The sequence below is a fragment of the Mycobacterium sp. ZZG genome (genome assembly GCF_054786995.1).
In genome coordinates, this window is record NZ_JBTBFV010000002.1 from 187,386 (window position 1) to 210,125 (window position 22,740).

Genomic DNA, 22,740 nt, shown 5'->3' on the forward strand with positions numbered 1-22,740 from the left:
GCCATCCTCAACAACTGCCCTCGCCGCACAGCGCGAAGCGGCCGTCCGCGGTCTGCTCCACCAGCCCGTCGACCAGCAGCGAGTCCAGGGCCCGATCGCGCTGCGCGGTGTCGGTCGTCCACGCGAGGTCGAGCTGCTCACGTGACACCGGAGAAACGCTGGCGCGCAACACATCCAGGAGGCGGCCACGCACCTGCCGGTCGGTGCCGGCATACTTCTGCACCCGCTTGGCCGGGCCGCTGCCCGCAGGGAAACCGCGCGAGCGCCACGCACACCGTGGCAGCGGGCACACCCCGCACCGGGGGGCCCTGGCCGTGCACACCGTCGCGCCGAACTCCATGAGCGCCACCGAGAATCGGGCCGCCCTGTCGTGACCGGGCAGCAGTGCCTCGACGTCGGCGAGGTCGCGCGTCGACGGGGAGCCGGCGTCGGCGAGGCCGTGCACGGTGCGGGCCACCACACGGCGAACGTTGGTGTCCACGACCGGAACTCGCTGCCCGTAGGCGAAACAGGCCACAGCTCGCGCGGTATAGGTCCCGATGCCCGGCAGCGACAGCAGCGTGTCGACATCGGCGGGCACCACGTCGCCGTGTTCGGCGGCGATCACCGTGGCGCATTCGTGGAGCCGCTTGGCCCGCCGCGGATAGCCGAGCTTGCCCCACGCGCGCAGCACCTCGGCGGCGCCCGCGGCGGCGGTCGCCGAGGGTGTCGGCCAGCGCTCGATCCAGGCCACCCAGATCGGCTGCACCCGCGCCACCGGGGTCTGCTGCAGCATGAACTCGCTGACCAGGATCTGCCACGCCGAGACGCCCGGCCTGCGCCACGGCAGGTCCCGCTGGGCATCCTCATACCAGTTGATCAGGTCCTCGGGATCGATCATCGCGACCGGCTCAGGCAGAATGACGGCCATGCCGAACACGAGCCCGTTGACCGCCTGGAAAGCACTCAAAGAGGGTAACGAGCGTTTCGTTGCCGGGCGTCCCGAGCACCCGAGTCAGAGCATCGAGCACCGAGCCAAGCTGGCGGCCGCGCAGAAGCCGACCGCGGTGGTGTTCGGCTGTGCGGACAGCCGGGTCGCCGCCGAGATCATCTTCGACCAGGGCCTCGGCGACATGTTCGTCGTCCGCACGGCCGGCCACGTGATCGACGGCGCAGTGCTGGGCTCCATCGAGTACGCCGTCACCGTGCTCAGCGTTCCGCTGATCGTGGTGCTCGGCCACGACAGCTGCGGCGCGGTCGGAGCGACACTGTCGGCGCTCGACGAAGGAGTCGTGCCGTCCGGGTACGTCCGCGACGTCGTGGAGCGGGTGACGCCGTCGATCCTGTTGGGCCGCCGCGACGGGTTGACTCGGGTCGACGAGTTCGAGGCCCGCCACGTCACCGAGACCGGCAGGCAGCTGCTGAGCCGCTCCACCGCGATCTCCGAGGCGGTGCGGGACGGGAAACTGGCGATCGTGGGGCTGACCTATCACCTGGCCGACGGTCAGGTGGTCTTGCGTGACCATATCGGGGACATCGGCGAAGCCTGAGGCGCGACACGCCGGGGCACGTCGGACAAGGCGGCGTGACCTGGCCTTACCGTGATGATGTGCTGGATCTAGAACCACATGGGCCGCTGCCCAGGCAGATTTACTGGCGCCGCAGGGCGCTCGCGGCCGGCATCGCCGTGCTGGTCATCGCGATCGTCGCCGCTGTGGTCGCGGTCGTCGTGATGAACAGCACCAGCAGTGAGCAGCCGACGGCCAACGAGTCGGAGGCGCCCAGCGCCGAGGCAGCCCCGCCACCGCCGCTGCCGGGTGAGGATCCCAACGTCAAGACGCCGATCCAGCCGCCGGCGCAGCAGGCCCCGCCGCCGACCCCAACCCCGACGGCCGCGGTGGTACCGCCGCCCATCCTGAAAGAGGGCGACGACTGCCCGGATTCCACGCTCGCCGTCAAGGGCATCACCAACCAGCCGCAGTACATCGTGGGCGATCAGCCGAAATTCACGATGGTGGTCACCAACATCGGTCTGGTCGCCTGCCAGCGTGATGTCGGGGCGGCCGTGCTCGCGGCCTACGTGTATTCGCTGAACAACGAGCGGCTGTGGTCGAACCTCGACTGCGCGCCGTCCAACGAGACGCTGATCAAGACCTTCCAGCCGGGCGAGCAGGTCACCACCGAGGTCACCTGGACCGGCATGGGTTCGGCGCCGAATTGCCCGCTGCCGCGGCAACCCATCGGCCCCGGCACCTACAACCTCGTCGTGCAGCTGGGCAATCTGCGGTCGGCGACGGTGCCGTTCATCCTGGCCCAGCCCGCGGCCGCGCCGGGCAACCTTCCCCCCCAGGGCCCCGGGCAGCCGCCCGGACCCATCGGCTGAGCCAGGCGGCCGGTCGGCTCAGGCGAGCCGGTCGGCGATCGTGGACTCGGCCAGCTGAGACAGGCCCTCTCTGATGTGGCGGGCCCACATCGAGCCGATGCCTTCGACCGACTGCAGGTCGCTGGCGCTGGCCGCGAGCAGCCCCTGCAGCGAGCCGAAATTGCGGACGAGCAGGTCGACATGCGCGAACTGCAGCCGCGGGATACCCGCCATCGCCCGGTAGCCGCGTGAGCTCATCGCCGAGTCCTGCGCTTCGGCCGTCGACGGGTAGCCGAAAACCCGCGCGAGTGTGGTGAAGTCCAGCAGCTCGTTGTCCGACAGCGCGTCGAGCTCCTCCAGCGTCGCGGTCACCTGCGCCGACGTGGGCGGGTCGGGGTTGGCGTGGTAGTCGCGAACGATCAGCTCGCGCTCGGTGTCGTTGTCGCCGACCAGTTCGTCGAGCTGCAGCTTGAGCTGACGCCCGTCGGTGCCGAGTTCGACCACGTCGGAGTCGATCTCCAGGCTGATCCGGCGCACCATCTCCAATCGCTGCACGACGGTCATCACGTCCCGCAGCGTCACGAAGTCCTCGATCTCGGCCATCGACAGCTGCCGGCTGACCTCGTCGAGACGCGTCTTGTAGCGCTCGAGCGTGTCGATGGTCTGGTTCGCGCGCGACAGGATGGTCGCCGACTCGGGCACCACGTGGCGCTCGCCGGCGACGTAGACGGTCACGATGCTCATCGAGTGACTCACCGAGATCACCGGGTAGCCGGTCTGGATCGCGGTGCGCTCGGCGGACCGGTGCCTGGTTCCGGACTCTTCGGTGGGGATGGACGGATCGGGTACCAGCTGGACGTTGGCCCGCAGGATGCGGCTGCCGTCGCTGGACAGCACCACTGCCCCGTCCATCTTCGACAGCTCCCGCAGCCGCGTCGGCGCGTACCGCACATCCAGGGAGAAGCCACCGTCGCAGATGGCCTCCACGCTGTCGTCGTAGCCGATCACTATCAGCGCGCCGGTGCGGCCGCGCAGGATGCGTTCCAGGCCGTCGCGCAGTGGCGTCCCGGGGGCCAGGCGCGCGATCGTTTCACGCAGCGTCGGGCGTACCAGTGGCACGACCGTGCGCGGAGCCCGGGCTGTCGTCGACTTCACGGCCACATCGTCTCCACGGTCTGCGCTGGACTGTCAGTTCGCGCCATTCTGGCTGATGCGCCGCAGCACCTGCAATGCCGAGGTGATGTTGTCCGCCGACAGCACCTGCAGCCCGGGCGGCGCCGACGCCACCCCGGCCGGGACGACCGCGCAGGTGAACCCGAGCCTGGCCGCCTCGGCCAGCCTGCGGTCCATGCCCGTCACCCGGCGCAGATCCCCGGCCAGGCCGACCTCGCCGATCGCAATCGCGGTGGTGGGCAGCGCGAGATCGGTGTAGGCCGACGCGATCGCCAGGGCAACGGCCAGGTCCGAGGAGGAGTCGGTCAGTCGCATGCCGCCGACGGTGGACAGGTAGATGTCGTTGGTGCCGACCGGCAGCCGCGCCCGCTTCTCCAGCACCGCGGTGATCATCGCCGCGCGGGACGAGTCGATGCCACTGACGGCCCGCCGGGGGCTGCCGCTGGCCGGCGCGCCGATGAGGGCCTGCACCTCTCCGATCATGGGCCGCTTGCCGTCGAGCGTGACCGTGACCGCGGTGCCCGACACCGGCTTGGGCCGCTGGTCGAGGAACAACCCGGATGGATCGGATACGCATTCGATTCCGTTGTCGTGCAACAGGAAACACCCGACCTCGTCGGCGGCGCCGAAACGGTTCTTGATGCCGCGGACCATGCGCAGCGCGGACGCGCGGTCGCCCTCGAAGTGCAGGACGACGTCGACGAGGTGCTCCAGGGACCGCGGCCCCGCGATCGCGCCGTCCTTGGTGACGTGTCCGACGAGCAGCATCGCGACACCGGTCGTCTTGGCCGTCATGGTCAGTGCGGTGGTGACGGCGCGGACCTGGGTGACTCCGCCGGTCACCCCGTCGGCCTCGGTGGTCGACATGGTCTGCACAGAGTCGACGACGACCAGGCTGGGTGCCACGACGTCGATGTGGCCGAGCGCAGTCTGCAGGTCGGACTCGGCGGCGAGGTAGACCTCGTCGTGGGTGCAGCCGGTGCGCTCGGCGCGCAGTCTGATCTGCCCGGCCGACTCCTCGCCCGACAGGTACAGCGCCCTGCGGCCGGTCGACGCCCAGCGGTGGGCGACCTCCAGCAGCAGGGTCGATTTGCCGACCCCGGGATCTCCGGCGAGCAGGGTCACCGAGCCGGGGACCACGCCGCCGCCGAGCACCCGGTCGAGCTCGCTGATACCGGTGTGGAAGTGCCGGGTGCTGCCCGGGTCGATCGAGCTGATCGGCACGGCCGGGGAGGCCGGCGCGACCGGACGCCGGGCCGCCGAACCGCCGACCGCGCTCAGCGCCACCTCGTTGACCGTGCCCCAGGTGCCGCATTCCGGGCATCGGCCCACCCATTTCGGGGTGACGTGATGGCACTCCGAACAACGATACTGCGAACGTACTTTCGAATTTGTCCGGGCCACGCGCTGACCGTAGCCGCCGGCCCCGACAGAACGTCGGTGGCGCGCAACCGTGTCGCGCCGGACGGCGCTCTAGTGTCCGCCGCCACCGCCGTGGGTGGCTCCGCCGCCGCCCCCGGCGTCCCGGCGCGGGGTCTCACCGGCCGAGATCGGCACCGGCACGGTCGTCTCGCCGGCGTTCTGGAAGGTGAAGGTGAAGTCGTAGGTGAGGCCGTTGGTGATCGGCTTGTTCAACTCCACGGTGGCCTCGGCCGCGTCGGCCGGTTCCACGCTTTCCAGCGCCGAGATCTGGCCATCGGGTGCGCCGACCAGGAGTGAACCGTTCACCGGCACGGCGCCGTCGCCGGTCAGGGTGACCTCGCCGATGTCGGAGGTGATCTTGACCAGCTTGTCGGGGACGTCGGCCGAGGCGTTCGCCGCGACGAACAGCAACTCGACCTCGGTGCCGGGCTGTACGTAGTCGGTGGTCTGAGGGGCGCGGAGGTGGACGTTGCGCAGCGCAATGCTGCCGACGTTGCCACTCGTGCCGTTGACCGCGGGCTCCTGGGTCGCGGTCTGGGAGACCTGCCCGGCGCCGCAGCCGCTGAGCACGACCGACGCGGCCACACCGCAAGTCGCCAGCGCGGCGACGACAGAAGAGCGCCGTTTGAAGGGGTTCACTGGGGGCCTCCTGCTTAGCCGGCGGTGACATTTCCCGCCGGGCACCGTGGTTCGACTATGCAGAGTAGTAGGTGATGAATTGCCGCGGTAGCGGAGGTCGGGGCCGCTCCCGTCACGCCCGCGATCGGGGCGTGGCGATGCACGGATTCGCTGTGGTGTCAACCCCTGGCGCAGACCATCGGTGCCCCTGACCTGCATCGTTGATCCGCACCGGATAACGGCCCGTGTTAAGATCGAGGGGTGAAAGGGGCTCGAAACTGATGATTTTCAAGGTCGGAGACACCGTCGTCTATCCACACCACGGTGCTGCGTTGATCGAGGCGATCGAAACCCGGACCATCAAAGGCGAGCAGAAGGAGTATCTCGTCCTGAAGGTCGCCCAGGGTGATCTCACCGTTCGAGTACCCGCAGACAACGCCGAATACGTGGGCGTGCGCGATGTTGTCGGGCAGGAGGGCCTGGACAAGGTCTTCCAGGTGTTGCGGGCACCGCATACCGAGGAGCCGACCAACTGGTCGCGGCGGTACAAGGCCAATCTGGAGAAGCTGGCCTCCGGTGACGTGAACAAGGTCGCCGAGGTCGTTCGCGACCTGTGGCGTCGCGATCAGGAGCGCGGCCTTTCTGCGGGTGAGAAGCGCATGTTGGCCAAGGCTCGCCAGATCCTGGTGGGTGAACTCGCGCTTGCCGAGAACACCGATGACGCCAAGGCCGCGACGATTCTGGACGAAGTCCTCGCCGCAGCGTCCTAGTCGCACCTGTTGATGCGGCTGTGATACCGCCGAGCATCCGCGTCGGGCTCGGCACTGACGTACATCCCATCGAATCCGGTCGTCCGTGCTGGCTGCTGGGTCTGCTGTTCGATGACGCAGACGGTTGCGCCGGCCACTCGGACGGTGACGTGGCCGCCCATGCTCTCTGCGACGCGCTGCTGTCCGCAGCGGGCATGGGCGACATCGGCGAAGTGTTCGGCACCGACCGGCCACAATGGCGGGGAGTCAGCGGTGCCGACATGCTTCGGCACGTGCATTCTCTGTTGGCCGCCGCAGACCTGCGCGTCGGCAACGCTGCCGTGCAGGTGATCGGGAACCGGCCCAAGATCGGCCCGCGCCGCGCCGAGTCTCAGAAGCTACTCTCCGAACTGCTCGGTGCGCCGGTGTCGGTGTCGGCGACCACCACCGACGGCCTGGGTCTGACCGGCCGGGGCGAGGGTCTGGCGGCGATAGCGACGGCCCTGGTGATCCGCGATGCGGGTTCAGCCTGAACCTGCCGGTAAGCTGGCCGGTCGTGACCGAAAGCCCCGCAGCTGTCATGCGGCTCTATGACACGTTGTCTGGCGGTGTGCGCGACTTCGCGCCACTGCGGCCCGGCCACGTCTCCATCTACCTGTGCGGCGCTACGGTGCAGGGCCTGCCTCACATCGGTCATGTGCGCAGCGGTGTCGCGTTCGACGTGCTGCGACGCTGGCTCACCGCCAAAGGCTTCGACGTCGCGTTTATCCGCAACGTCACCGACATCGACGACAAAATCCTTACCAAGGCCGCCGACGCGGGCCGCCCTTGGTGGGAGTGGGCCGCCACCTACGAACGCGCGTTCAGCGCCGCCTACGACGCGCTCGGGGTGCTCCCGCCGTCTGCCGAACCGCGCGCAACCGGGCACATCACCCAGATGGTCGAGTTGATCGGGCGGCTGATCGAGCGCGGCCACGCCTACACCGGTGACGGCGACGTGTACTTCGACGTGTCCACGCTGCCCGATTACGGCAAGCTGTCCGGCCACAGGATCGACGATGTCCACCAGGGCGAGGGCGTCGCGACGGGCAAGCGCGACCAGCGTGACTTCACGCTGTGGAAGGGCGCCAAACCCGGTGAGCCGTCGTGGCCGACGCCGTGGGGCCGCGGCCGTCCCGGCTGGCACACCGAATGCGTCGCGATGTGCGAGTCCTACCTCGGGTCGGAGTTCGACATTCACGCCGGCGGTATGGATCTGGTGTTCCCGCACCATGAGAACGAGATCGCGCAGGCCGAGGCTGCCGGCGACGGTTTCGCCCGGTTCTGGCTGCACAACGGCTGGGTCACCATGGGCGGCGAGAAGATGAGTAAGTCGCTGGGCAACGTGCTTGCGATTCCCGCTGTCCTGCAACGGGTTCGGGCGGCCGAGCTGCGCTACTACCTGGGCAGCGCCCACTACCGGTCCATGCTGGAGTTCTCCGAGACCGCCCTGCAGGACGCGGCCAAGGCCTACACCGGCATCGAGGATTTTTTGCACCGGGTGCGCACCCGCGTGGGCGCGGTGGTGCCGGGACAGTGGACGCCGAAGTTCGGTGCCGCGCTCGATGACGACCTCGCCGTGCCGATGGCGCTGGCCGAGGTGCACGCCGCACGCGCGGAAGGCAACCGGGCGCTCGACGCCGGGGACCACGACGCGGCACTCGACCACGCCATGTCGATCCGGGCGATGATGGGCATTCTCGGCGCCGACCCGCTCGACGAGCGCTGGGAGTCCCGGGACGAGACCTCGGCGGCGCTGGCCGCGGTCGACGTGCTGGTCCAGGCGGAGGTGCGCCGCCGTGGGGAGGCTCGCGCCCGGCGTGACTGGGCCGAGGCCGATGCCATCCGCGATCGCCTCAAGGAGGCGGGGATCGAGGTGACCGACACCGCTGACGGTCCCCAGTGGTCACTACTGGACGGAACGGACAAGTAATGGCGGGCAATTCACAGCGCCGCGGTGCGGTGCGCAAGGCCGGAACCAAGAAGGGGCCGACCGTCGGGTCCGGCGGTCAGCGCAGGCGCGGGCTGGAGGGCAAGGGCGCGACCCCGCCGGCGCATCAGCGACCGCACCATCCCGCCGGCAAGCGGGCCGCGAAGGCGGCGCGGCAGGCTCAGGGCAGGCACAAGAAGACCGACGACACCGAGATCGTGCTCGGGCGCAACCCGGTCCTCGAGTGCCTGCGCGCCGGGGTGCCCGCCACGGCGTTGTACGTGGCGCTGGGCGCCGATTCCGACGAGCGGCTCACCGAGGCCGTGCAGATCGCCGCGGACAAGGGCATCTCGATCCTGGAGGTGCCGCGACACGACCTGGACCGGATCGCGTCCAACGGCATGCACCAGGGTCTGGCGCTGCAGGTGCCCCCATACAACTACGCCCATCCCGACGATCTGCTCGCCGAGGCCAAGGCCGATGCGGCGCCGCCGCTGATGGTCGCTCTGGACAACATCTCCGATCCGCGCAACCTCGGCGCGATCGTTCGGTCGGTCGCCGCGTTCGGCGGCCACGGTGTGCTCATCCCGCAACGCCGCTCTGCGTCGGTCACCGCGGTGGCGTGGCGCACCAGCGCGGGCGCGGCGGCGCGCCTGCCCGTCGCGCGGGCCACCAACCTGAACCGCACACTGAAGCAGTGGGCCGACGCGGGCCTGCAGGTCGTCGGCCTCGACGCCGACGGCGACACCACGATCGACCAGCTCGACGCCGACGGTCCGATCGTGATGGTGGTCGGTTCCGAGGGCAAGGGACTTTCCCGGCTGGTCCGGGAGAACTGTGACGCGATCGTGTCCATCCCGATGGCCGGGCCCACCGAATCGCTCAACGCGTCGGTCGCAGCGGGCGTGGTGCTCGCCGAGATCGCCAGGCAGCGCCGCGGCTGAGCCGATGGGCCTACAGCCCGAACAGCTGGATCCACACCCACAGCCCCAGCACCGCGGCGAGCAGGGTCAGCGGTGCGGTGCACACGCCGACGCGGCTGAACTCGGCGAAGCCGGCCTTCATGTCGCGCCGGACCACGTTGCGCCACAACAGGTTCGCCAATGAGCCGACGTAGGTGAGGTTGGGTCCGATGTTGACCCCGATCAGCACCGCGAGCACGGCGGCCGGACCGGCCGCGGTCACCAACGGCAGCAGCACCAGGACCGCCGGCAGATTGTTGACGACGTTGGACAGCACAGCGGCCACCGCCGCGATCCCGAGCAGCGCCGCGAACCCCTGACCGTCCGGGAGCAGCCGGTGCATCGCCGGCTCCAGACCGCTGCGCATCACCGCGGCGACCACAACACCCAGGCACAGCACGAATGCCAGGAACGGCACGTCGGCGGCGGCGGCGATCCTTGGGACTGTGGTGCGGTGCTCGACCAGCGCCCGCACACCGAGCACCGCGCCGCCCGCCAGTGCCGCCCACGCCGGTGAGAGTCCCAGCAGCGAGGTGACGGCAAAACCGAGCAGCGTCAGTCCGACCACCACCAGCGCGAACAGCGGCATCTCGACGGGAATGGTCGGCGGCTGCCGCCGCGGCCGCACCGCCAGGTCTTTGGCGAAAATCCAACGCAGCAGCGCGAATTCGACGAGAATTGCGGCCATCCAGGGCAGCGACATGGCCGCCGCGAAATGCAGGAACGACAATCCGGCCGCGCTGAAGGCCAGCAGATTGGTCAGGTTCGACACCGGCAGCAGCAGTGACGCGGTGTTGGCCAGATGCGCGGTGGCATAGACGTGGGGTCGGGCCGGCACCGCGAGCGTGCGTGCGGTGGCCAGCACGACGGGCGTCAGCAATACCACCGTGGCGTCCAGGCTCAGGACCGCGGTCACCCCGGCGGCGATCGCGAAAACAGAGGCCAGCAGCCGGTTCTGGCCGCCTGTGGTGGCACGGGCCATCAGCTGCCCGGCCGCGTGGAACAATCCCACGTCATCACACAACCGGGCCAGCACCAGCACCGCGGCCAGGAAGCCGACCACCGGTGCCAGCCGGGCGACCTCGGTGATCGCGTCGTCTGGGGAGATGGCGCCGGCGGCGATCACCACACCGGCTGCGGGGACCGCCACCACGGCCTCAGGCCAGCGGTGCGGCCGGAGCAGCGCGAAGCCGAGCACCGCGGCCAGCGCCGCGACGGAGACGGTCAGTTCCACGGAGCGGCCGGCCGCCACAGCGTGGGCAGGTGCAGTCCGACGCCGTCCTCGGCGGCCAGCCGGGACAGCACGCGCATCGACGCATCGAGGTCGTCGGCAGCGAACGGCAACGCGCGCAACGGTTTGTGCAGTGGGCGGAAGAAGTCGTCCCAGTGAATCAGCACCACCTGGCGTGCCCCGACGGTCCGTACCGTCTGCGCCCAGTACTCGACCAGATAGCTTTCCGGTTGCAGACCCAGCTGCCCGACACCGAGATACACCACGTCGGCGCGACGGCCGGCAAGCGCGCCCGGCAGGAATCCCGCGCTGCCGACGACCAGCAGTCCGAGACCGCTGGGGCGATGGTGCACGACGGCTGACCACGCTTCGCCGCACCGGTAGGCCGACGCGCGGGCCGGCGGCTTCACCGGTGCGGTGATGCTGCCGGGGAACCGGTCCGGCGGGCAGTGGTTGCCCTGGATGAGGGTGAGCTCAAAGTTGCCCGCGGTGACGGTCTCACCGGGGGTGACGACCTCGACCCGGTCCAGTCCGTGCCCGCGGCCGAGGTGCGCCGCCGATGTCCCGCCGATCAACCGGGCACCGGTCAGTTCGGCGACGAGTGCGGAATCCATCGCATGGTCGTAGTGGGTGTGCACCGGGGTGACAGCCTCCAGGCGACGCACGCCGAGCCGTGACAGCGCGTCGTCGATGCGGCGGCGCGACGGGCGCAGCGGCCGGGTGGCGACGATGAGCAGTCCCGGCCGGGAGAAGAAGCCGTCGGTCAGCACCGCCGACCGGCCGTCGTCGATGAGCAGGGTGGTCACCCCAGCCCACGTCACGGTCACCGAGGCCGACGGTGCCGCTGCCGGCAGATCGAAATACGCGGAGTAGGCCTGCAGGTCAGGCCGCCCGGCCTTCAGGCGCATGACGCCACCCTAAGCGGTGCGGGCCGCCCTGATGCTGCGCAGCCCGGCGATCGCGGCACCCAGGCAGGCCGCGGCCACTGTGCCTGCGAACCACGGGAACACCGCGGCCAGATCCCAGCGTGTGGCGGCCCAGCCCGCGATCAGGGTGGGTACCGCCATCGCGGTATAGGCCAGCAGATAGAACGCCGACATCGTCTCGCCACGCCGGTCAGCGGGGACGACGTCCGACAGGTGCCGCAACGAGCCGCCGAAGCCGAGTCCGAAGGTCGCGCCGAGCAGCGCCGCCGCGACGAACACCAGCTGCCACTGATGGGTCAGCAGCACCGGGATCGTGAGCAGCAGCGCAGCGGCCATGCCGGTGTCACCGGTGATCGCGGCGTACCTGGCCGGGATGCGGGTGGCGGCCAACTGCGCCAGTGCGGCGGCGAAGGCCGTGGTGCCGACGACGGCGCCGCCGAACACCAGGTTGTCGATGTGGGTCTGGCGCGCGGCAAGCGACGGGTACAGCGACAGCAGCACCCCGAGCACCGACCAGGAAGCCATCGCGCCGAGTGCGGAGAACCAGAAGTCGCCCCGGATCTGCTGCGGTACCGCGGGTTTGGCGATCCGGATGGGGCCGCGGGTGCGGGTGGTGTGGGTCTCGCGCAGGGCCAGCAGGCCGACGCCGACGGCCAGGCAGATCACCGCGACCACCGCGTACGGCGTCCTCAGTGGATGAGGGGCGTATTGCGCGAGCAGCGCGGACCCGAGGATCGCCACGGTCATGCCGATGTTGAAGCTGACGCCGCTGAGCTGCCCGGCGCGCACACCGTGGTCGGGCCGCAGGTCCAGCAGCGCCGCAGCGCCGGCGACGACGATGGAACCCACCGCCGCGCCGTGGATGGTGCGGGCCAGCAGCAGCATCCCCATGCTGTCGGCGACCAGGAACACCCCGAGCCCCACCATCAGCGCGAGCAGCGCGGCGACGAGTACCGGTTTGCGGCCCACCACGTCGGAGATCCGACCCGAGACCAGTACCGCCGCCAGCGCGGCGACGGCGTACACCGCGAACACGACCGTGGTGGCCAGCGGCGAGAGGTGCCAGTGGGTCTCGTAAATGCCGTACAGCGGCGCCGGCAGCCCGGACACCCCGAGCGCCACCCCGCTGAGCACGAGCAGCAGCGGGTAGGCCCACCGCTGTGGGGGAGTCGCCGGAGGGTCGAACGCGACGATCCTCATCACCTCCGACGGCTGATTGACGTGTGCCGAACCCGACGAGGTTACGTCGGAGTCCGCCAGACACAAACCCGGCGGGGTGGGGGATATTCCCGGGGCCCTCAGGTGAACGGGGCCAGTGTCACACCGTCGCCTGTCAGCCGTTCACGCACCGCCGTGGCGATGCGCACCGCGCCGGGCGAGTCGCCGTGGACGCACACCGACTCGACGGTGATCGGGATCGTCGAACCGTCGACCGCGGTCACCCGTCCGGCGGTGACCATGGAGATCACCCGGTCGGCGATCTCGTCGAGGTCGTGCAGCACCGCATTGCGCTCGCGGCGCGAGACCAGCTGTCCGTCGGGCCGGTAGGCCCGGTCGGCGAACGCCTCGGGCACGGTGCGCAGCCCGAGTTCGTCGGCGGCGGTGAAGAACACCGAGCCGGCCAGGCCGAGCACCGGCAGCGCCGGGTCGACGGCATGCACGGCTTGCGCGACGGCCTGTGCCTGCGCGCGGTGGGTGACGATCGAGTTGTACAGCGCCCCGTGCGGTTTGACGTAGGACACGGTGGAGCCGGCGGCGGCGGCCAGCGCCGACAGCGCCCCGATCTGGTACATCACGTCGGCGACCAGGTCCTCGGTACTGACGTCGATGAAGCGCCTGCCGAAACCGGCCAGGTCGCGGTAGCTGACCTGGGCGCCGATCCTCACCCCACGGGCCGCGGCGGCGCGGCACACCTTGAGCAGCGTGGCGGGGTCGCCGGCATGGAATCCGCACGCCACGTTGGCCGATGTGACGATCTCGAGCATCGCGTCGTCGTCACCGAGGGTCCAGACCCCGAAGCCCTCACCGAGGTCGGCGTTGAGGTCAACGGAGACCGGTGCCATGACGTCGAGCCTAGTGTCCGCGTGACGGTCGCCACGACGATGTGCACTCGTTATTGAAAACGGTTATCGTTGCGATGTGTTTGGTACGTCCCGGAATATGCGTGCGCTCGCCGCGTCCCTCGTCGCCTGTCTTCCCTTCGCCCTGTCCGCGTGCGGCGGTGGGGACACGTCGTCGCCTGAGGCGCAGGGCCCGGAGTGCCCGACCGAACCGGTGAACGTCGTCGTCAGCGTCGACCAATGGGGCGACATCGTCTCCCAGCTCGGCGGCGCGTGCGCTTCGGTGACCACGGTGCTGGCCGGCTCGTCGGTCGACCCGCACGACTACGAACCGGCCCCGTCGGATGCGGTCGCGTTCGAGGGCGCGCAACTGGTGGTCGTCAACGGCGGCCACTACGACGAGTGGGCGACCAAACTCGCCGCGACCTCGGCCGCCGATGCGCCGGTCGTCAATGCGGTCGAGCTCAGTGGCGGGCACGGTGAGGAGGCGGGCCACGACCACGGGCACGATCACGATCACGAGGGCAACCCGCACGTCTGGTACAACCCCGACGCGGTGACCGAGGTCGCCGACGCAGTGACCGCCGAGCTGACGACGCTGTCGTCGGCGGCGACGGACTACTTCGTCGAGCGCCGGGCCGAATTCGATGCGTCGATGACTCCGTACCGCGACGCGATCGCCGCAATCAGGGCCGGCGCCGCCGGAAAGACCTACGTGACCACCGAGAGCGTGTTCGACGACATGGCGACCGCGCTGGGGCTGGTCGACCGAACCCCGCGCGGCTACCGGGCCGCAGCCGCCAACGAGAGCGAGCCGTCGCCGGCTGATCTCGACGCATTCCTGCAGTTGCTCGCCGACCGGGGCGCCGACGTGCTGATCTACAACGTCCAGACCGAGGGATCGGTACCCGAACAGATCCGCTCTGCGGCCGAGGGCGCCGGGATCGCCGTGGTCGAGGTCACCGAAACACTTCCCGACGACGCCGATTCGTTTCAGGATTGGCAGGTGGCGCAACTGAATTCTCTGGCCGGGGCGCTCGGTGTCGGAACCTGAGCCGGCCGCCGTCCCGGCGCTGACCTTCGACGACGTCAGCGTCGAACGGGGTGGGCGCACGGTGTGGAGCGAGTCGACGTTCCGCGTCGATGCGGGCCGGTTCGTGGCCGTCATCGGGCCCAACGGGTCGGGCAAGACCACGCTGCTGCAGGTGATCCTCGGTTTGCTCGCCCCCTCATCGGGCGAAGTCCGGGTGTACGGCCGTCGCCCGGGTGCGGTCAACGACGAGATCGGTTACGTCCCACAGAATTACGATGCCAATGCCAACGAGGCGATCCGTGCCCGCGATGCGGTGCTGCTCGGCCTTACCGGCCGGCGGTGGGGTTTCGGGCGCACCGGCGCCGCCGATCGCGCGCGCGTCGACGAGGCGCTGGGCTGGGTCGACGGCCTCGAGATCGCCGATCGCCGCCTCTCGGACCTGTCCGGTGGGCAGCGGCAGCGGATCGCGCTGGCCGGTGCATTGGTGGCCCGGCCGCGGATGCTGATCCTCGATGAGCCGCTGGCCTCCCTCGACCTGCGCAACCAGCACGAGATCGTCGCGGTGCTGGGCCGGCTCAAGCGCGAGCTCGGCGTGACCGTCTTGGTGGTGGCACACGACCTCAACCCGCTGCTGACGGTCCTCGACAGCGCGATCTACCTGCTCGACGGGCACGCCCACCACGCGCCGCTGGACCGCGTCGTCGATTCCGCACTGCTCACCCACATGTACGGGACCAGCATCCAGGTCGCCCACACCCTGCAGGGTGAGCTCTACATGCGGAGCGGGCAGTGACCCACACCGTCGTAGCGCTGGGGTATCAGGACAACTGGCTGCACATCCTGGGTTCGTCCTTCATGCGCAACGCGTGGCTGGGCGGCACCATCGTCGCTCTCGCGGCCGGCTTGATGGGGTACTTCATCGTGGTGCGTCACATCGCGTTCGCCGCGCACGCACTGGCCCACATCGGTCTGCCGGGCGCCACGGGTGCCGTGCTCATCGGCCTGCCCGCTGCGGTGGGGCTGGGGGTGTTCTGCGTCGGCGGTGCGCTGGTGATCGGCGCGCTGGGGAAACGAGCCGCCGAACGGGAGGTCGCCACCGGCACCGTGCTGGCGTTCGCCACCGGTCTGGGGTTGTTCTTCAACTCGCTGGCCACCCGCAATTCCTCCACGCTGACCAACGTGCTGTTCGGCAACCTGCTGGCGATCAGCACCGAACAGCTGCTGTCATTCCTCACGCTCCTGGTGCTGACCGCCCTGGGTATCTCGTTCATCTTCCGGCCGCTGCTGTTCAGCTCGGTCAACGGCAAAGTCGCTGAAGCCAAGGGCATTCCGGTGCGCGCCTTGTCTATCGCGTTCATGGTGCTGCTCGGACTGACGGTGACGATGGCAGTGCAGGCGGTGGGCACGCTGCTGCTGTTCGCGTTGGTGGTGACCCCGGCCGCGACGGCGCTGATGCTCACGGCGCGCCCGGTCGCCGCGATGGCGGCGTCGGCGGTGATCGGCCTGGTCTCGGTGTGGGTCGGCCTGACGTTCTCGGCGATGTTCAACCTGCCGCCCAGCTTCGTGATCGTGTCGATCGCGTGCGCGGTGTGGCTGGCGGTGTGGGCCGGTTGCCGGGCGCCGCGACCGAGTCGTAGGTCGGCGACGGGCGCCATCCACTAACGTCGGGGAGCATGACCAGGAGTCCGACGCCCCGACGGCGCGCGACCCTGGCCTCGCTGGCCGCCGAACTCAAGGTGTCGCGCACCACCGTCTCCAATGCGTACAACAGACCCGACCAGCTCTCGGCCGAGTTGCGCGAGCGTGTGCTTTCCACCGCCAAACGGCTGGGCTATCCGGGACCCGACCCGGTGGCACGCTCGCTGCGCACCCGCAAGGCAGGCGCGGTGGGTCTGGTGATCACCGAACCGCTCAACTATTCCTTCAGCGACCCCGCCGCGCTCGACTTCGTCGCCGGGCTGGCTGAGTCGTGCGAGGCGGTGGGCCAGGGCCTGCTGCTGGTCGCGGTGGGCCCCAACCGCAGTGTGGCCGAGGGCTCGGCCGCGGTGCTTGCCGCCGGCGTGGACGGGTTCGCGGTGTACTCCGCATCCGACGACGACCCGTATCTGCCCGCGGTGCTCGAGCGCCATCTACCGGTCGTGGTGGTCGACCAGCCGCGGGACGTGCCCGGGGCCTCGCACGTGGGCATCGACGACCGTGCCGCGATGCGGCGGCTCGCCGAACACGTCATCGAGCTCGGGCACCGCGAGATCGGCTTGCTGACCATGCGGCTCGGTCGCGACTGGCCCCGGGGCGGACCCGGCCCGGTGCTGGCCGACCCGGAACGACTGCGCAGCCCGCACTTCCACGTTCAGGGTGAGCGCATCCGCGGATTATGTGACGCGATGTCGGCGGCGGGCCTGGATCCGGAATCGTTGACCGTCGTGGAGAGTTACGAGCACCTGCCCACCTCCGGTGGATCGGCTGCGGACGTCGCGCTCGCCGCCAACCCGCGGATCACCGCGCTGATGTGCACCGCCGACGTGCTGGCGTTGTCCGCGATGGACCATCTGCGCGCGCGGGGCGTCTATGTGCCGGGGCAGATGACGGTGACGGGGTTCGACGGCGTGCCCGAGGCGCGACGCCGGGGCCTGACCACCGTGCTGCAGCCGAGCATTGAAAAAGGAAGGCGGGCAGGCGAACTGCTGCACGAGCCGCCGCGGTCGGGATTGCCGGTCATCGAGGTGCTCGAAACGCAGGTCGTGCGCGGGCGCACGTCGGGGCCGCCCGCCTGATCACCCCCGCTCAGGTGAGGCGCGGGTGTGACCGCCGCTGGTTCACGAGGTGCTGCAGCACGAGGGTGACGTCATCGGGGGAGTCCACCCGGTAGCGGGCGGCGGTGTCACCCGGGCCCACCTTGACACCGACGTCGGCATCCCGCAGCCGGGTGAACGCCTTCTCGTCGGTCACGTCGTCACCGAGGAACACCACGGCCGTCGCGTCGTGTTCGGCGCGCAGGATGTCGATCGCCTCTCCCTTGTCGGTCGAGATGACGGCGAACTCGAGCACCGCCTTGCCCGTGGTCACGTGCGCGTTCCACTGCGGCGCTGACTCCCATGCTTGCGCCAGGGCGGCGTCGGCGTCGGCGGGGGCCGCGTTGCGGACGTGCAGAGCGACACTGGCCGGTTTGGTCTCGACGTGCACACCAGTTCTGCCCGAGGCGATCTCACGCAGTCTGTCGGTGATGGCGTTCAGGAGCTCGCGGTCAATGTCGTGGGCGAAGCCGGAGGCGAACTGCGCGCCGTGGCTGCCCACCAGATGCACCGACGCGGGCATCGACGACAACGCGCGCAGCGTGTCGAGGTCCCGTCCCGAGATCAACGCCGTTGCCGTCGAGGGCAATTCGGACAGTGCGACGAGGGCCTCGGCGGCCGGCGGCAGCGGCCGCGCGTCGGCCGGGTTGTTCACGATCGGCGCGAGCGTGCCGTCGAAATCCGAGGTGACCAGGAGACGCGGGGTGTCCGCCACAGAGGAGAGTGCGCGAACAAGCTCGGGCGGGAGGTCCACCCCTCAGATCTTAGGCTGCTCACCGTCGCCGATGAGTAACCGCACAGCCAGGTCCAACCGCTTGGCGACGTCGGTGGCCGACGCGCGCCGGGTCAGCCAGGCCAGCAGATTGGACAGCCACACGTCGGAGATCACCCGGGCGATGTGGTACTGGTCCTCGGTGGGCTCACCGTCGCTCATCGCCCGGGCGAACATCGAGTCCATCAGCTTGCCGACGTGGTCGACCTCGCCGGCAGCGGACGCGTCGGCGAACACGAATGCGCGCGTCATGGCCTCGGTCAGCAGCGGGTTGCGCTGCATGGCGCGGTTGAGCTTGCCGACCATGATGTTGAGCCGCTGATAGGCGGAGGCTCCGGTGGGAAACGCCGACCGGTCGGTCTTGGCATCGATGCGCTCGAACTCGCGGCCCAGCGCCGATACCAGCAGATGCACCTTCGACGGGAAGTAGCGGTACAACGTGCCCACCGCGACGTCGGCGCGTTCGGCTACCGCGCGCATCTGGACGGCTTCGTAGCCGCCCTTCGACGCGATCGCCAGGGTGGCGTCCAGGATGCGCTTACGCCGTTCACGCTGCGCTTCGGAGCCGAGTTCGGATTCGGCGAGCACCGCGACGTTCGTCACCTGGCGGGGTCGGGACTCAGAGCCTGCGCCCGACGCGACGCGCGCAGACGTCTGCGCTTTGTCAGCTGTGAACTCCGACGTCCCCGACATGCGGCGAATGGCTCCTTCGTGATGCGTCCCCGGTGAGAACGATACGCATCCCGGTCCCGTTTCTCTTCTCCGTGCCACAGGCGCGCGCGTGGGCCCTGCAGCGAAGGCGGTCGACTTGACGGTCGAACGCTGTCACTATTAGAACACGTTCTAGTGAGAAGCATCGTCTTCTCGCCCAATCGCTAGGAGACACGGTGTCGGCTTCAACGTCCGCTCCCACCACCGACGACCAGTCCGCCGCACGGGAACTGGTCCGGACCTGGGCCGCAGCGTCACGCGCCACCGAGGCCGCGCGTGATGTAGAGCAGGGCAACAGCGACGCGTGGCGTTCACCATACGGCGGTCTGGCCGAACTAGGGATCTTCGGCGTCGCACTCCCCGAGGAACACGGCGGGGCCGACGGCACGGTGTCGGATCTGGCCGCGATGCTCGACGAGGCGGCCGCGGCGCTGGTGCCGGGACCGGTGGTCACCACCGCGCTGGCCACGTTGGTGCTCTCGGGTTCGCACGCCGGCCTGCTGGAGGCGCTGGCCGGCGGTGAGCGCACGGCGGGCCTCACGCTGACCGCCGACCTGGACTTCGCCGACGGCCTGGTGTCGGGCACCGCGCCGTATGTGCTCGGCGCGGAGCCGGCGGGAGTGCTGCTGCTACCCGCCGGTGACACCTGGCTGCTGGTCGACGGCACCTCCGAGGGGGTGACGGTCGAATCGCTCGACGCCACCGACTTCTCCCGTCCGCTGGCCCGCGTCGTCCTCGACGGTGCGGCGGCCGAGGCACTGGAAGTGCCCGCGCAGCGGGTCGTCGACCTGGTCGCGACGCTGCTGGCCGCCGAGGCGGCCGGTCTGGCTCGTTGGCTGCTGAACACCGCCACCGAATACGCGAAGGTGCGGGAGCAGTTCGGCAAGCCGATCGGGAGTTTCCAGGCGATCAAGCACATGTGCGCCGAGATGCTGTTGCGGTCCGAGCAGGTCTCCGTCGCCGCCGCCGACGCCGCCCGCGCGGCCGGCGAACCGGACGCCGATCAGCTGTCAATCGCTGCGGCGCTGGCGGCGTCGGTCGCGATCGACGCCGCCAAGGCCAACGCCAAGGACTGCATCCAGGTGCTCGGCGGCATCGGCATCACATGGGAACACGATGCGCATTTGTACCTGCGGCGGGCCTACGGCATCGCGCAGTTCCTGGGCGGACGGTCGCGCTGGCTGCGGCGGGTGGCGGCCCTGACGCAGCAGGGTGTGCGCCGGGAACTGCACATCGACTTGGAGTCGGTCGCAGATCTGCGTCCCGAAATCGCCTCCGCGGTGGCCGAAATCGCCGCCGCGCCGGAGAACGAGCGTCAGGTCGCGTTCGCCGAGACCGGGCTGCTGGCGCCGCACTGGCCGCGTCCCCACGGCCGCGCCGCCGGACCCGCCGAGCAGTTGCTGATCGACCAGGAGCTGGCCGCGGCAGGGGTGACGCGTCCCGATCTGGTGATCGGCTGGTGGGCGGTGCCGACCATCTTGGAGCACGGCAGCCCGGAACAGGTCGAGCAGTTCGTTCCGCCGACCCTGCGCGGCGAGCTGGCCTGGTGCCAGCTGTTCAGCGAGCCCGGCGCCGGTTCGGACCTGGCGGCACTGCGCACCAAAGCCGTTCGCGCCGAAGGAGGTTGGAAGCTCACCGGGCAGAAGGTGTGGACCTCGGCGGCGCAGAAGGCGCATTGGGGTGTGTGCCTGGCAAGGACGGACGCCGACGCACCGAAGCACAAGGGCATCACGTACTTCCTCGTCGACATGAAGAGCCCGGGCATCGTGATCCGCCCGCTGCGCGAGATCACCGGCGACGAGCTGTTCAACGAGGTGTTCTTCGACGACGTGTTCGTTCCCGACGAGATGGTGGTCGGTCAAGTCAACGACGGATGGCGGCTGGCCCGCACGACGCTGGCCAACGAGCGCGTCGCGATGGCGCAGGGCACCGCCCTGGGCAACCCGATGGAGGAACTGCTGCGCGTGGTGGCCGAGCTCGAAGTCGATGGGGCGCAACAGGACCAGCTCGGTCAGCTGATCGTCACTGCGCAGGTCGGCTCGCTGCTGGACCAGCGGATCGCTCAGCTCGCGGTCGAGGGTCAGGACCCGGGCGCACAGGCCAGCGCGCGCAAGCTCATCGGCGTGCGGTACCGCCAGACGCTGGCCGAGTTCCGGATGGATCTGTCTGAGGGCGCCGGCGCGGTGGTCAACCCGCAGGTGCACGACTTCCTCAACACCCGCTGCCTGACGATCGCCGGCGGCACTGAGCAGATCCTGCTGACCATGGCGGGAGAGAGGCTGCTCGGCCTGCCCCGCTGACCCGTGTTACTCGAACGTCGTCTGCGCGCATGCGCTGGGCGTCGTGAGGTTCACCCCGCCGTAGACCACCTGGATCTGCGAGCACGCGATGAACTGCGAGCCCTTGGCCGGCTGCCCGGTGGTCCACTCGGTCGGCACCGAGTCACCGTCGGTGGTGAAGCGCTCGATCGGCCCGCCGCCGAAGTAGGTCACCGACACCTCGACATCGCGCAGCGATTTCAGCATGCGTGACAGTACGTTCTCGTGGTTGGCCCCCTTGAGTTCACGCGGGGTGCCCGCCGGCGCGCTGTACCAGGCTTCCTGCCAGACGTTCTGCGAGTCGCTGCGCAGTGTGATGGTCTGACGCGCCCAGGTGTCACCGGGGAAACCGGTCGGCCCGTTGGGGGTGAGCAGATTCGCCGTGGTCCGGTAGAAGCACCTGTTCTGCGCCGCTTCGCAGTTCGCGGTGACGTGCATTTCGATCTGTGTGGCCGGGTCGACGTGAATCGAGGACATCGAGGTGTTGGACGCGGCCGTCGCCGTCGGAGGGTGGGCGAAAGCCAACGCCGCCAGCGCGACCGCACTTGCCGCTGCGAGCCGGTTCATCGTGATGAAGGTAATCCCCCTGCTACTCGTCATAGGTGACTTCGACCGAATCCGAGCGCGGATGCGCCTGGCAGGCCAGGATCAGGCCCTCGTCGAGGTCCTGCTGTTCCAGGACGTCATTGACCTCCATCTCGGTGTCGCCGGACTTCTTCACCACCGCGCAGGCGCCGCAGTGCCCTTCGCGGCAGGAGAACGGCGCGTCGAGGCCCTTGTCCAGCAGCACGTCGAGCAGTTTTGCCCGGCGCGGCCAGGACACCTCGTGGGTTTGTCCGTCCAGCGTCACGACCGCCGTCGCGGGCCCCTCGTCGCTGTCGTCGGGTTCGAGTTTCACCGCCGCGAACGGGTCGGATTCCAGCGACTTGAACACCTCGATGTGGATGCGCTCGGCGGGCAGGCCCGCCGTCGTCAGGGCCTCCTCGGCGGCGGCCATGAATGGACCGGGGCCGCAGATGAACGCCTCGCGGGAGGTGTAGGGGGCGAACAGCTCAGCCAGGGCGGACACGCTCGGAAGACCCTGGACCGACTCCAGCCAGTGGATCGCGGTCAGCCGGTCCGGGTACTTGCCCGCCAGATCACGCAGTGCCTCGGCGAAGATCACGGACTGCTCGTCGCGATTGGCATAGACCAGCGTGACCTTGCCGCTGCCCTCGGACAGGGCCGATTTCAGGATCGCCAGCATCGGGGTGATGCCGCTACCGGCCGCGAGGAGCAGAAAGTCGGTGTCCAAATTCTTCGGCACGAAAGTGCCCGACGGGGCCAGCACGTGGATCTTCATTCCGGCATGGGCGTTGTCGCACAACCAGTTCGACGCGTACCCGTTGGCGGTGCGTTTGACCGTGACGGTCAACGGGTCGCCGGTGAACGGTGAGCTGCACAGCGAGTAGCAGCGGGCCACCGACCCGGTGCGGTCACTGGGCACCCGCAGGGTGAGGAACTGCCCCGGCGAATACCGGAGTTTCTCCGGCGCAACGGGAGCGTCGGCGGGGGATTTGAACACCAGCGAGCGCGCGTCCGGCGTCTCGTCGATGACGTCGGCGATCTCCAGCTCGAGCACATGCGCGCCCAGCGGTTCGTCGGCGGCTACGTCCGTCACAAG

Annotated in this window: 23 protein-coding genes; 11 read left to right on the top strand and 12 right to left on the bottom strand. The window is 69.6% G+C overall.

All coding sequences use genetic code 11. The features are described 5' to 3' along the window. Positions 1-7: 7 nt before the first annotated feature. Positions 8-910, bottom strand: coding sequence for an A/G-specific adenine glycosylase (locus ACXMYJ_RS02405; RefSeq protein WP_313901346.1), 903 nt, complete (start codon positions 908-910; stop codon positions 8-10). On the opposite strand from ACXMYJ_RS02405, the gene ACXMYJ_RS02410 reads away from it, so the two are divergent. Together ACXMYJ_RS02410 and ACXMYJ_RS02415 are read left to right on the top strand one after the other, a co-directional pair. Further along, positions 909-1,529, top strand: coding sequence for a carbonic anhydrase (locus tag ACXMYJ_RS02410; protein ID WP_260755577.1), 621 nt, complete (start codon positions 909-911; stop codon positions 1,527-1,529). The two genes, ACXMYJ_RS02405 and ACXMYJ_RS02410, sit on opposite strands and share 2 nt — an antisense overlap. Positions 1,530-1,588: 59 nt before the next feature. Beyond that, positions 1,589-2,362 (top strand): hypothetical protein, encoded by a 774-nt coding sequence (locus ACXMYJ_RS02415; protein WP_260755576.1) that lies wholly within the window; start codon positions 1,589-1,591, stop codon positions 2,360-2,362. 18 nt (positions 2,363-2,380) lie between these two features. Here the strand turns inward: ACXMYJ_RS02415 and disA are convergent, their stop codons facing one another. The 3 genes from disA to ACXMYJ_RS02430 form a co-directional block, all read right to left on the bottom strand. Further along, a complete protein-coding gene (gene disA, locus ACXMYJ_RS02420) occupies positions 2,381-3,460 on the bottom strand; it encodes a DNA integrity scanning diadenylate cyclase DisA (protein ID WP_396885337.1) in 1,080 nt (359 codons plus the stop codon). A 69-nt stretch (positions 3,461-3,529) separates the two neighbouring features. Continuing rightward, the gene (radA, locus tag ACXMYJ_RS02425) at positions 3,530-4,918 is read right to left on the bottom strand and encodes a DNA repair protein RadA (RefSeq protein ID WP_443187186.1); all 1,389 of its coding nucleotides are present in this window, start codon (positions 4,916-4,918) and stop codon (positions 3,530-3,532) included. Positions 4,919-4,987: 69 nt separating this feature from the next. After that, positions 4,988-5,575, bottom strand: a complete 588-nt coding sequence (locus tag ACXMYJ_RS02430) for a hypothetical protein (protein WP_443187185.1) — start codon at positions 5,573-5,575, stop codon at positions 4,988-4,990. A gap of 260 nt (positions 5,576-5,835) precedes the next feature. Here ACXMYJ_RS02430 and carD point away from each other — a divergent pair, with 260 nt between their 5' ends. Genes carD through rlmB form a run of 4 tightly spaced genes read left to right on the top strand, consistent with a single transcriptional unit; the run spans position 5,836 to position 9,216 of the window. After that, positions 5,836-6,324: an RNA polymerase-binding transcription factor CarD gene (gene carD / locus ACXMYJ_RS02435; protein WP_067954270.1), complete on the top strand. Its 489-nt coding sequence runs from the start codon at positions 5,836-5,838 to the stop codon at positions 6,322-6,324. Positions 6,325-6,347: 23 nt separating this feature from the next. Further along, entirely contained in the window at positions 6,348-6,836 is a 489-nt protein-coding gene (gene ispF, locus ACXMYJ_RS02440) for a 2-C-methyl-D-erythritol 2,4-cyclodiphosphate synthase (RefSeq protein ID WP_460353800.1), read from the top strand. A 47-nt stretch (positions 6,837-6,883) separates the two neighbouring features. Then, a complete protein-coding gene (gene cysS, locus ACXMYJ_RS02445) occupies positions 6,884-8,275 on the top strand; it encodes a cysteine--tRNA ligase (protein ID WP_460353803.1) in 1,392 nt (463 codons plus the stop codon). Next, positions 8,275-9,216, top strand: coding sequence for a 23S rRNA (guanosine(2251)-2'-O)-methyltransferase RlmB (rlmB, locus tag ACXMYJ_RS02450; RefSeq protein WP_460353728.1), 942 nt, complete (start codon positions 8,275-8,277; stop codon positions 9,214-9,216). Before cysS ends, rlmB begins: the two co-directional genes overlap by 1 nt. 10 nt (positions 9,217-9,226) lie before the next feature. Here the strand turns inward: rlmB and ACXMYJ_RS02455 are convergent, their stop codons facing one another. The 4 genes from ACXMYJ_RS02455 to ACXMYJ_RS02470 form a co-directional block, all read right to left on the bottom strand. Beyond that, on the bottom strand, positions 9,227-10,468 hold the full coding sequence (locus ACXMYJ_RS02455; RefSeq protein WP_460353731.1) for an SLC13 family permease: 1,242 nt from the start codon (positions 10,466-10,468) through the stop codon (positions 9,227-9,229). Continuing rightward, entirely contained in the window at positions 10,459-11,373 is a 915-nt protein-coding gene (locus ACXMYJ_RS02460) for an MBL fold metallo-hydrolase (RefSeq protein WP_460353735.1), read from the bottom strand. The genes ACXMYJ_RS02455 and ACXMYJ_RS02460 overlap by 10 nt, the downstream gene beginning before the upstream one ends. 9 nt (positions 11,374-11,382) lie before the next feature. Continuing rightward, positions 11,383-12,591 carry an MFS transporter gene (locus tag ACXMYJ_RS02465; protein WP_260755568.1) on the bottom strand — a complete coding sequence of 403 codons (1,209 nt, stop codon included), beginning with the start codon at positions 12,589-12,591 and terminating at the stop codon, positions 11,383-11,385. Positions 12,592-12,689: 98 nt separating this feature from the next. After that, the gene (locus tag ACXMYJ_RS02470) at positions 12,690-13,454 is read right to left on the bottom strand and encodes a LamB/YcsF family protein (protein WP_260755567.1); all 765 of its coding nucleotides are present in this window, start codon (positions 13,452-13,454) and stop codon (positions 12,690-12,692) included. Between the two features lie 97 nt (positions 13,455-13,551). Between ACXMYJ_RS02470 and ACXMYJ_RS02475 the strand changes: the two genes are divergently transcribed. The 4 genes from ACXMYJ_RS02475 to ACXMYJ_RS02490 are packed head-to-tail and all read left to right on the top strand — an operon-like array spanning position 13,552 to position 17,258. Next, positions 13,552-14,505, top strand: a complete 954-nt coding sequence (locus ACXMYJ_RS02475) for a metal ABC transporter solute-binding protein, Zn/Mn family (RefSeq protein WP_460353738.1) — start codon at positions 13,552-13,554, stop codon at positions 14,503-14,505. Beyond that, the gene (locus ACXMYJ_RS02480) at positions 14,492-15,277 is read left to right on the top strand and encodes a metal ABC transporter ATP-binding protein (protein WP_260755565.1); all 786 of its coding nucleotides are present in this window, start codon (positions 14,492-14,494) and stop codon (positions 15,275-15,277) included. The genes ACXMYJ_RS02475 and ACXMYJ_RS02480 overlap by 14 nt, the downstream gene beginning before the upstream one ends. After that, the gene (locus ACXMYJ_RS02485; RefSeq protein WP_260755564.1) at positions 15,274-16,146 is read left to right on the top strand and encodes a metal ABC transporter permease; all 873 of its coding nucleotides are present in this window, start codon (positions 15,274-15,276) and stop codon (positions 16,144-16,146) included. The genes ACXMYJ_RS02480 and ACXMYJ_RS02485 overlap by 4 nt, the downstream gene beginning before the upstream one ends. Before the next feature lie 11 nt (positions 16,147-16,157). Next, the gene (locus ACXMYJ_RS02490) at positions 16,158-17,258 is read left to right on the top strand and encodes a LacI family DNA-binding transcriptional regulator (protein WP_260755563.1); all 1,101 of its coding nucleotides are present in this window, start codon (positions 16,158-16,160) and stop codon (positions 17,256-17,258) included. Between the two features lie 10 nt (positions 17,259-17,268). On the opposite strand, the gene otsB is transcribed toward ACXMYJ_RS02490, so the two are convergent. Next, positions 17,269-18,030 (bottom strand): trehalose-phosphatase, encoded by a 762-nt coding sequence (otsB, locus tag ACXMYJ_RS02495; RefSeq protein ID WP_260755562.1) that lies wholly within the window; start codon positions 18,028-18,030, stop codon positions 17,269-17,271. A gap of 3 nt (positions 18,031-18,033) precedes the next feature. Beyond that, positions 18,034-18,741: a cholesterol catabolism transcriptional regulator KstR gene (kstR, locus tag ACXMYJ_RS02500; RefSeq protein WP_460353742.1), complete on the bottom strand. Its 708-nt coding sequence runs from the start codon at positions 18,739-18,741 to the stop codon at positions 18,034-18,036. A gap of 194 nt (positions 18,742-18,935) precedes the next feature. Here kstR and ACXMYJ_RS02505 point away from each other — a divergent pair, with 194 nt between their 5' ends. Then, positions 18,936-21,059 carry an acyl-CoA dehydrogenase family protein gene (locus ACXMYJ_RS02505; RefSeq protein ID WP_460353744.1) on the top strand — a complete coding sequence of 708 codons (2,124 nt, stop codon included), beginning with the start codon at positions 18,936-18,938 and terminating at the stop codon, positions 21,057-21,059. A 6-nt stretch (positions 21,060-21,065) separates the two neighbouring features. Here ACXMYJ_RS02505 and ACXMYJ_RS02510 read toward each other — a convergent pair whose 3' ends face one another. Together ACXMYJ_RS02510 and ACXMYJ_RS02515 are read right to left on the bottom strand one after the other, a co-directional pair. Next, complete coding sequence (locus tag ACXMYJ_RS02510) at positions 21,066-21,644, bottom strand: hypothetical protein (protein WP_460353747.1); 579 nt, start codon at positions 21,642-21,644, stop codon at positions 21,066-21,068. A gap of 22 nt (positions 21,645-21,666) precedes the next feature. Continuing rightward, positions 21,667-22,737 (bottom strand): ferredoxin--NADP reductase, encoded by a 1,071-nt coding sequence (locus ACXMYJ_RS02515; RefSeq protein ID WP_260755558.1) that lies wholly within the window; start codon positions 22,735-22,737, stop codon positions 21,667-21,669. Positions 22,738-22,740 lie beyond the last annotated feature (3 nt).